General features: G+C 66.7%; 10 protein-coding genes and 1 pseudogene. 10 read left to right on the top strand and 1 reads right to left on the bottom strand.

Annotated features, from left to right (window positions below; genetic code table 11):
- The 4 genes and pseudogenes from ACOADB_RS05660 to ACOADB_RS05645 all read left to right on the top strand — a co-directional run.
- Positions 1-344, top strand: a pseudogene (locus ACOADB_RS05660) (hypothetical protein); the annotation flags it as partial.
- 1 nt (position 345) lies between these two features.
- The gene (locus ACOADB_RS05655; RefSeq protein ID WP_378596965.1) at positions 346-1,179 is read left to right on the top strand and encodes an alpha/beta fold hydrolase; all 834 of its coding nucleotides are present in this window, start codon (positions 346-348) and stop codon (positions 1,177-1,179) included.
- Positions 1,180-1,220: 41 nt separating this feature from the next.
- Positions 1,221-2,045, top strand: coding sequence for an SDR family oxidoreductase (locus tag ACOADB_RS05650; protein ID WP_378596964.1), 825 nt, complete (start codon positions 1,221-1,223; stop codon positions 2,043-2,045).
- Complete coding sequence (locus ACOADB_RS05645) at positions 2,042-2,506, top strand: DUF4345 domain-containing protein (RefSeq protein ID WP_378596963.1); 465 nt, start codon at positions 2,042-2,044, stop codon at positions 2,504-2,506. The genes ACOADB_RS05650 and ACOADB_RS05645 overlap by 4 nt, the downstream gene beginning before the upstream one ends.
- A gap of 55 nt (positions 2,507-2,561) precedes the next feature.
- Here the strand turns inward: ACOADB_RS05645 and ACOADB_RS05640 are convergent, their stop codons facing one another.
- On the bottom strand, positions 2,562-3,239 hold the full coding sequence (locus ACOADB_RS05640) for a TetR/AcrR family transcriptional regulator (RefSeq protein ID WP_378596962.1): 678 nt from the start codon (positions 3,237-3,239) through the stop codon (positions 2,562-2,564).
- Positions 3,240-3,349: 110 nt separating this feature from the next.
- Here ACOADB_RS05640 and ACOADB_RS05635 point away from each other — a divergent pair, with 110 nt between their 5' ends.
- The 6 genes from ACOADB_RS05635 to ACOADB_RS05610 form a co-directional block, all read left to right on the top strand.
- A complete protein-coding gene (locus ACOADB_RS05635; RefSeq protein ID WP_378596961.1) occupies positions 3,350-4,333 on the top strand; it encodes an enoyl-CoA hydratase/isomerase family protein in 984 nt (327 codons plus the stop codon).
- Positions 4,333-5,292, top strand: coding sequence for an alpha/beta hydrolase (locus ACOADB_RS05630; RefSeq protein WP_378597055.1), 960 nt, complete (start codon positions 4,333-4,335; stop codon positions 5,290-5,292). The genes ACOADB_RS05635 and ACOADB_RS05630 overlap by 1 nt, the downstream gene beginning before the upstream one ends.
- A 5-nt stretch (positions 5,293-5,297) precedes the next feature.
- The gene (locus ACOADB_RS05625) at positions 5,298-5,867 is read left to right on the top strand and encodes a hypothetical protein (RefSeq protein ID WP_378596960.1); all 570 of its coding nucleotides are present in this window, start codon (positions 5,298-5,300) and stop codon (positions 5,865-5,867) included.
- A 1-nt stretch (position 5,868) separates the two neighbouring features.
- Positions 5,869-7,413: a hypothetical protein gene (locus ACOADB_RS05620; RefSeq protein ID WP_378596959.1), complete on the top strand. Its 1,545-nt coding sequence runs from the start codon at positions 5,869-5,871 to the stop codon at positions 7,411-7,413.
- A 40-nt stretch (positions 7,414-7,453) separates the two neighbouring features.
- Positions 7,454-8,134: a DUF169 domain-containing protein gene (locus ACOADB_RS05615; protein ID WP_378596958.1), complete on the top strand. Its 681-nt coding sequence runs from the start codon at positions 7,454-7,456 to the stop codon at positions 8,132-8,134.
- A gap of 267 nt (positions 8,135-8,401) precedes the next feature.
- The coding region (locus ACOADB_RS05610) for an AMP-binding protein (protein ID WP_378596955.1) at positions 8,402-9,505 on the top strand (1,104 nt) is incomplete at its 3' end.

Below are 9,505 nucleotides of genomic sequence, written 5' to 3'. Positions count from 1 at the left end.
CCGCCTACTTCTCGCTCGTCGACACCGACATGATCAAGCACGGTGTCGACAACGACGACGTCGTACTCGAGCTGCTCTCGACCCTGCCGAAACCCATGCTCAAACGCGTCAGCCCGGCCTCCGCTGCGAACGCCGTCGTCGACGGGCTCGAGCAGAGATCCGTGCGCGTCATCCACCCCGAGGTGTGGCGCCCCGTTTCGACGCTGCGAGGCATCCTCGGCCCCAGCCTGGATGCCAAGTTCGCCGTCGACCGCCGCATCCTCGACGTCCTCGCCCGCCTCGACGCACGCTCGACCCCGACCGCCTCTGCCCACGCATCCCGCACCACCGACGAAGGAAACTGACATGACGACCTGGCGAGACACTCCCACCAAGACCGTCACGATCGACGGGACCCCGTTCGCCTACCGGCAGCTTGGCGACACCTCCGGCGTACCGGTGGTCTTCCTGCACCACTTCACGGCAGTCCTGGACGACTGGGACCCGCGGATCATCGACGGCATCGCTGCCCAGCATCACGTGATCGCGTTCGACAACCGCGGCGTCGGCTCGACCGGCTCCAAGGTCCCCAACGACATCGAGCAGATGGGCGCCGACGCGATCGCGTTCATCCGGGCGCTGGGGTACGACGAGGTCGACCTCTTCGGGTTCTCGCTGGGTGGGGCCGTCGCTCAGATGGTCGCACTCCAGGCGCCCGACCTGGTCCGACGGATGGTGCTCGCCGGCACCGGCCCCCGGGGCGGCGGCGGCATCTGGAAGATGCCGTTCATCGTGGGCGGTGCCTACGCCAAGGCGTTCGCGACCCGCAAGGACCCACGAAACTTCCTGTTCTTCCCCCGCAACACCGAGGGAAAGAAGGCGGCGAAGGAGTACTTCCCGCGCCTTGCCGAGCGCACCCAGGACCGCAGCCGACCGATCTCCCGGCAGGCGGGCGTTGCTCAGCTGCGGGCCATCACCGCAGGTGGCCTGCACGCCCCCGACGACCTGTCGGTCATCAAGGTGCCCGTCCTGGTCGCCAACGGTGACCACGACCTGATGGTCGCCAGCGAGCACTCCGCCGACATGGCCCGTCGACTCCCCGACGCCAAGCTGGTCGTCTATCCCAACTCGGGTCACGGCGGCGTCTTCCAGCACCACGAGGAGTTCGTCCCTGAGGTCCTTGCCTTCCTGGCCGACTGACCTTCCATGACCAACCCATCACCCGAGCTTGGAGCAATCACATGCCAGCTGTACTAGTGACCGGTGCCAGCCGAGGGATCGGCCTGGCGATCACCCGACACATGAGCGATCTCGGCTGGGACGTCTACGCCACCGCTCGATCAGCCGCTGATCTCCTCGACCTCGACCAGTTGCCGAACGTGCATCCCATCCAGCTGGACATCACGGACCGGTCCGCCGTCGCGGCTCTGCACGAGCATCTCCCGCCCGCTCTCGACGGCGTGATCAACAATGCCGGCATCATCGTGCAGGGCCCCGTCGAGGCCACCTCGATCGATGACCTGAACCGGCAGTTGGACGTCAACGTCACGTCCCAGATCGCGGTGACCCAGGCTGTGCTTCCGCAGATCCGGGAGGCCCGCGGCCGGGTCGTGTTCATGTCCTCGGTCAGCGGATTGATCACCCTGCCGGGCACCGGCGCCTACAGCGCATCGAAGTACGCCCTCGAGTCACTGGCCGATGCGCTGCGGATGGAGCTGCGCCCCTGGGGGATCCGGGTCTCACTGATCGAGCCCGGGCCCACGCGCACCGACATGTGGGGAGACGCGCTCGACGACTACGACCGCATGACCAAACAGCTGAGCCCCGCACATGGTGAGCTGTACGCCTCGCACCTGGTCGGCACCCGCAAGCTCCTGGGCCGCATGCAAAAGCTCGCCGGCGATCCCCAGAAGGTCGTCTCGGCTGTCGACCGTGCACTCACCTCACGTCGCCCGAGGCGTCGCTACCGCACCGACAACCTCAGCCGCGTGCAGCTCGCGCTAACGTCGGTCACCCCGACCGCCGTCAACGACGCGGTGCTCGCAGCCGCCACCACGTCCAAATGAGCACCGTCGAGTCGTCCCCTGCCGCCGAGAGGCGTAGCCGACGACGCCTGCAGTGGACCCTCGCGGTGCTAGCAGCCGTCCCGGCCGCCAGCGCCGGACGCGAGTTAGTTCTCGGCCCTCAAGGAGTGCCAGGCGGATCGCCGGACGTGACCCCGACGGTGGACAGCGCGCTCCGCTACGCCAACGTGTTCAAGTTCGCCGTAGGACCTGTCATCTGGTCCCAGCTCGGACGGGTCGAGCGATCACCCGGCGTGACCTACGCGCTGGCCAGCCTCTTCGTGGGCGGATTCGCCCGTCTGAGGTCCTGGCAGCAGCGGGGACGGCCCCACCCGGTCACCGTGGGAGCGGTCGTGCTCGAGATTGCCGCACCACCGCTGTTGATCGCCTGGCAGCGGCGCATCCGCACCCGCTCGCGTCGACGCAGCACCAATGCCACCGCCCGACGAGATGGCCGTGAGTGAGCCCGTCGAGGCCCTGTACCCGCAACTGCACCGCACTGCCTGAACGCCCAGAGCGTTAGAGATCACGGACGGAATCGTGGGAGGCCTTGGCGCGCTCGGCGCTGTCGCCGTGTCCCACGAAGACGCAGACCGTTAGTGGCTGCAGCCGCTCGTGAACGGGGTCGCTCAAGTGCGCGAAGTGGCCCGCCAGTTCCAGGGTGACGAAGCCGTGGACACAGCTCCACAACTGGTCGGCGATCAGTTCTGGGTCTTCCTCGGCGCGAACTCGGCCGCCGTGAACCAGGCGTGTAGACGCCTGCACCAGGCGCGCGTACGCCGCCCTGAAGGCCTGCGTGCGCCTGTCGTCGCGTCGAGGTTCCGAGGGGCGATAGCTCCCCCGTGTGGAGAGACCGAACATCAGGTCGTAGAGATGCGGGTTGGCTCGCGCGAGCCGGCGCGTGGCCAGCGCCATCTGGAAGAGGTCCGCCACAGGATCGTCACTGGCGGAGGTGGAGTCGAAGGCCCGAGCCAGTTCCACGAACCCCCGATCCACGACCGCCTGGAACAACTCAGGCAGCCCGCCGAGGTGGTAATAGACCGCGCTCGTGGAGACCCCGGCCGACTCGGCGACCGATCGAGCCTTGATCTCCGACGGCCCTTCGGTGGCAAGCAGTTCGATGGCGGCATCGACGAGTTGCTCGGCGACCTGTGCTCGGGTCGCGCGGCTGGCTAGCTCTCGGCTGGCGGTCGGCAAGTGATGGGCCTTTCGAGGGTTGTTCGGGCTCGGGGGTTGTCATCTGTGACGACGACCACTAGCCTCTCGTATAACGAAGTTTAGAACAAGGTTTCACAAGGATGATGATGATGACACCTTCCGAGCACGGCGACAGGCCAGGCATCCAGGTCGAGGATCTGGGCGGTGGTGTGCTGCTCGCGCGCTTCACCCGCAGTGAGCTCGGGCTGTTCGGCCGCGACGACGCCCCAGAGCTCGTGGCACTGGTCGAGCGCGCAGACCGTGACCCAGAGATCCGCGCTGTGGTTTTCACTGGCTCGCACCCGGACCGATTCATCAGCCATGCGGACCTGGCCTGGCTGCAAGAGGACGGTTCGGTGATTCCTCCGGTGAGCCGCAAGATCACCAGCTCAGTGGCAAGGATCGCGCGTCAGCTCAACCGAAACCGGGGTTCCCGATGGATGGCGCGCAAAACCCCGATGACCGGGGCGCTCCAACTCGACGCCATGCACAAGTCTCTGTCGCTGATGACCACCAGCTCGACAATCTTCGTCGCTGCTCTCAACGGCTCGGCGCTGGGCGTGGGCGCCGAAATCTCCTGGGCCTGCGACCTTCGTCTGATGGCCGAGGGTGACTACGTCATCGGGCATCCCGAGGTCCTGCTCGGCTTTGCGCCAGGCGCCGGGGGCACCCAACGACTGCCTCGGTTGATCGGTTCGCACCGGGCACTGGTGGCGATCCTGGAGGGCAAACCGTTCCCCGCCGAGGAAGCGCTCGCTCTCGGCGTGATCGACGAGATCGTCCCGTCCACTGACCTGATTGCCCGGTCGGTCGAAAGGGCGACACATCTCGCGGCGCGGACACCTCAGGCGATCGCCGCCATCAAGCGTGCCGTGAACGTGGGTGCTTCGCTGCCGATGGCCAAGGGTCTGCACCTGGAGCGGACCGAGTTCCTCGCATCGCTGCCGCAACGGGCGGCACAGGAGATCATGCTGAGCTACCTCCGTGACACCGCCAAACAGGGTGAGCTGCCGCTCTACCAGCCCGGCGGATACGCCGCCGCTCTCGAGCACGGCAACGCTGCAGTCGAAAGCCAACGTGAGGAAGTGAAGTGATGGCACGCAAGCCAAGAAGGGGCTTCAGCCGACGCACCGTGGAGTTCCCGTCCGGCGACTCCTACTGCACGGCCTGGCTGTACCTACCTGACAATCCTGGCGATGCGACGCTGCCGGCGGTGGTGATGGGTCATGGACTCGGCGCGACGCGAGAGATGGGTCTGGCACCGTACGCCGAGAGGTTTGTGGCGGCCGGGCTCGCCGTCCTGGTGTTCACCTATCGCCACCTGGGCGACAGCGGCGGCGAACCACGCCAGGTGCTGTCGATGGCACGCCAGCTCGCCGACTGGGACGCCGCCCTGGAGTACGCCGCCGACCTTCCGGAGGTGGACCGAAACAGGATGGCCGTGTGGGGGAGCTCCCTCGGCGGAGGCCACGCCATCCGTGTCGCCGCCCGGCACCCGGAGCTCCTGGCCGCCGTCGCCCAGTGTCCCTTCACCGACGGCTTGGCGTCGGCGGCATCGCTTGGCATCCGCGAGACTCTGGTCATTTCGCGCTTCGTCCTCCGCGACCTCGTGGCAGCGGCCCGCGGCAAAGACCCGGTCACGATCCCAGTCGCGGCGCCTACCGGCCAACTGGGCCTGATGACCGCCCCGGATGCACTGCCCGGTATGCACGCGCTGCTCCCCGCCGACTTCGAGTGGGTCAACCACGCTGCGGCCCGCAGCGTCGCCAGCCTGATCCGCTACCGCCCCGGCCGATCGGCCAAACGCATCGAGATCCCCATCCTCATCTGCATCAGCGAGACCGACTCGGTTGCACCACCCGCACGGACCGAGCGCTACGCGCGTCAGGCGCCACGAGGAGATGTTCGGCTGTACGACGCCGGACACTTCGCCTTCTACATCGGAGAGGCATTCGAGCAACTCGCAGCAGACCAGACTGAGTTCCTGGTCAGTCACCTGCAAGCCGTTCCGACTCTGCGCGCTGCTTCCGCGCCGGCCCCTAAGGCCAGGTAGCCGAAATGTCCGACGGGGCGCTCCGGTTGGTGTTGTGGTTCCTCGGCCACTGCATCGCCCAGGGATCCCGGTTCATGCCGTCGGTGCGGTCGCAGATCACCCGCACGCTGGTCTTCGAGCTGTCCGCGGGGGAGAAGGTCGCACGGCACTGGGCTTTCGACGGACCGCAGCGCCGCGCGACGACCACTCAACGTGGACCGGCGGCAGCCGCGGACTGCACGGTGCACTTCGACTCGAGTGCGCAGGCACTTCGCGCGCTGGTCTCGTCACGGACAGTCGACAAGGTCGTCGCTGGGCTCCACGACGGCACGGCGCAGCTGCAGGGGAGTGCGTTCGTCCTGCTGTGGTTCTACGGACTCACTCGCAAGTTCGTGAAGCTCGGCCGCTCCAGCGGCCCTCGCTACCGGCTCCCCGACCCCTACCTTGCTCACGATCCGGCGGCCTGCGGAGCAGAGACCATCATCGTCGAGCCGGCGGTCGTACGCCTCGATCCTGCCTGGACGGACGCCTGGCGCGCACGCTCGACCCTGTTGCAGGTCAGGTCGACCACCGGCGAGCCGGTTCTGGAGCCATGAGATGAGCCACTACTCGCTCGAGACCTCGACGCCCTCAACCGGCTTGAACGACCGCTCCCTCGGTTGGCTCAGGTTCATGTGGGACAAGGCCACCACAGACGATGACTGGTCCGACCAGGGCGAGCCACACCAGTGGTGGGACCGCTACAGCGAGCCCCCGATGTGCGCGTTCCCGCGATTCGACATCGCCGAGATGGCCTACGTCCTCCCCATGATGGTGGAGGCGACTCCCGCGTGGCGGGAGGGCTACACCCGCATCCTCGACGAGCTCGCGAAGCGCTACGTGACGTTCTGGGGTGGCATCGACTGGAACACCCTGATCGGACCCGACCCGAACGTCGACAGGTACCCCCCCGAGTGGCTGACGGTCGTGCCCGAGCACCTTCGCGGCCGGTACGCCCTCCCCGGCTGGACCGGGAACGGCATCGAGCCCTGGGGGCTACAACCGGACCCGGTCGGATGTGACGGCAACCTTTTCTACCGAGGCTGGCTGAACCTCCTACTGAGCATGCGCCACTACGTGTCCGGGCAAAGGCCGGAGACAAGACCCTTCGACGTGACCGGCTACCAGAACCGGCAGTTCACCTGGACCCACGAGCGCATCGCGAAGTTCATCTCCGCGCAACTGGTGGCTCGACCCCAGGGCGCGCACTGTGAGAACACCAAGATCTGGCCGTTCTGCATGAGCGCGGCCGGGCTGGGCCTCAAGCTCTACGACTCGTTGCTCGACACATCACTCAATGAGCCCTTCCTCGACTGGGTGGGGTACGCCGAGAAGCACTACATGGGCCGCGACCGCAAAGGCCGCATCGACTGGGTGGCCTTCTACTACGACCCGATCGAAGACGCGACGATGACCTTTCCGGGGCCGGTCAACGGCTACAGCGCATTGGTTCTCCTGCACTACCTCTACCCGCAGAACCCTCAGCTCGGCCTCGACCTGTACGAGTCGGCGATGCGGCAGCTCGGCTGGAGCAACCCCAAGGTCCCGGTCATCCAGCTGGCCGACGATCCACAGCTGCTGTCGACGGCGCTGTGGATGGCGCGTGAGATCGGCGACACCACCACCTGGGAACGTCTGCGGGAGGTCTCAGAAAACCAGTTCGAGCCGCGGTACTTCGGCGAAGGAGACAGCCGCTTCGCCTTCTGGCTGGGGGAGTCGTCTCCATGGCCGCGGGGTCAGATCAACGCCACCATGATGATGATCGAATGCGCCGAGCCCGGTGCGTGGTCACGCGTGTTCACCTCCCCGAACACCACGATTTACGACGAGCCAACCGTGCGTGACCTCGACTACCCGCTGATCGGCGTACGACGCACGCATCACGATGCCCAGCGCCGGGTCCTGCAGATCGACACCTTCGCCGCGACCCCGTCGCAACGGGGAAGCCAGACGACCTTCACCGTCGACAACCTGCCGCCCGGCCCTTCCGTATCGCTGGAAGTGGATGGTCGCAGTTGCGACACCTGGCGCCGTACCGCCCCTGGAGCCGTCGCGATCGACCTCACCATCGACAGCCATCGCATCAGCCTGACCTACGGCTGACCGAACCGCTTGCCACCCCAACCCGACGAAAGGCATACCGATGAGCACCAACGCCATCCTGGCCCAGCGACTGACCACGCTTCTCGGCCTCACGCGCCCACCAGTCGCGGTGAGCTTCGATGCCCCTGCCGCCGAAGCGGCCTCCCCGATCGCCGCGCAACCAGCCGGCTGCTGCTTCTGGACACCCGCGCAGCAGCAGCGTCTCGACACCGTCGCTGCAGACCACGCGAACTGCAGCGTTGGCAGCTACACCCACGGGCTGATCCCCCTCGACCTGGCGGCCTCCGGCGCCGACACTGCCGCCCTCGTGGGCAGTGGCTGGGTCGCGGAGGAGGACCTGATGAATGCCGCCGCGCTCCCGTTCCAGCCAGGCTCCATCACCTACCAGCCACTGGCCGAAGCGGAAGACCCGGACGTGGTCCTGGCCCAGCTCTCGGCCACAGGGTTGATGACCCTGCTGGGCGCGGTCCCCGAACTCACCCTCGCCCGCAAACCCCAGTGCGTGATCGTCCCTCTCGCCGCCGCTGGACAGGTTGCCGTGAGCCCGGGCTGCGCAGTCAGCCGCACGCGCACCGGCCTCCCGGATGAGGAACTCACATGCGCGATTCCAGCGCGGAATCTCGAGTCGATCATCGAGCGCCTGGAAGCATCAACGACCTCCGACCGAGTCGTCAGCGAGTTCGCGGCCGCTGACATGGCACGCAACTTCGCCACGGTCTGAGCGGCGCTCTCGTGGACGCCGCCAGCGCACTGATTCCCATGTTCGTGTTCATGCTGACCCCTGTCTTGATCCCCGTCGTCGTGGAGCTTGTCGGGAGGGTGTCTGACGGCGTCGGCAGGAGATCCAGGCGAAAGCGCCGCCCCGCCGCGCGCCGGGTCCGGCAGGTAGAGGCGGACACACCCCAAGTCATCGCATCGTGATCTCGCACTCGGACCTACTTGCACGTTGATCGGCCACATCAGGCTCACGTTTTCCCATAGGAGTGTCATGTTGAATCTCTCGGTCCTGCTCGAGGACTCTGCCCGCAAGTACCCCGACCGTGACGCGGTTGTGCTGGGGGACACCCGGCTCACCTATGCCCAGGTGAACAGCGCAGCGAATCAGGTTGCGAACCTGCTCGTCAGCCGGGGCATCCAGCCCGGTGACAAGGTGGCGCTGAGTTGCCCGAACTTGCCGTACTTCCCGATCGTGTACTACGGGATCCTCAAGGCCGGCGGTGTGGTGGTTCCGCTGAACGTTCTGCTGAAGGGCCGCGAGGTGGCCTACCACCTCAAGGACGCCGACGTGAAGGCCTACTTCGCGTTCCAGGACACCCCGGATCTGGCCATCGGCGCCGAAGGGTACGCCGGCTTCCAGGACTCCGAAGCCGAGCACTTCTTCCTGATCACCGCGGACCCGGCGGCGCCGTCCCCCATCGAGGGAACCGAGACACTCGGCCAAGCCCTTGCGGGCAAGTCGCCGGTCTTCGACTCGGTGGTAACTGAGCCGACCGACACGGCGATCATCCTCTACACCTCCGGCACGACCGGCCAGGCCAAGGGCGCCGAACTCTCCCACGCCAACACGATGATGAACGTGCTCACCATCAACCGGCTCCTGAAGAACCAGCCCGCCACGGACACCCATGTGCTGACGTTGCCGCTGTTCCACACCTTCGGCGCAACCGTGCAGATGCACGCGGGCTTCTCGATGGCTGCGACCCTGCTGCTGGTGCCACGCTTCGACGCCGAGCAGGTGATCGGGCTGATGCAGAAGGAGGACGTCACAGTCTTCGCCGGCGTGCCGACGATGTGGTGGGGTCTGCTCGCCGCACTGGACGCCGGCATTGACGTGGACCGGATCGCCCGCAACCTGCGGATCGGCGTCGCCGGCGGAGCCAGCCTCCCAGTGGAGATCATCAACCAGGTCAAGGACAAGCTCGGGATCACCATCCTGGAGGGCTACGGACTCTCCGAGACCTCGCCGGCGGCAACGTTCAGTGACCCCGACCGGGAGCCCCGCGCCGGCTCGATCGGAGTGCCGGTCTGGGGAGTCGAGGTCAAGCTGATCGACGATGAGTGGAACGAGATCACCGAGATCGGAGAGATCGGT

It is taken from the genome of Nocardioides sp. CPCC 206348, from assembly GCF_048654705.1.
GTDB lineage: Bacteria > Actinomycetota > Actinomycetes > Propionibacteriales > Nocardioidaceae > Nocardioides.
Note: the sequence above shows the minus strand (reverse complement) of the source record. Positions and strands in the feature narration are given on the sequence as shown.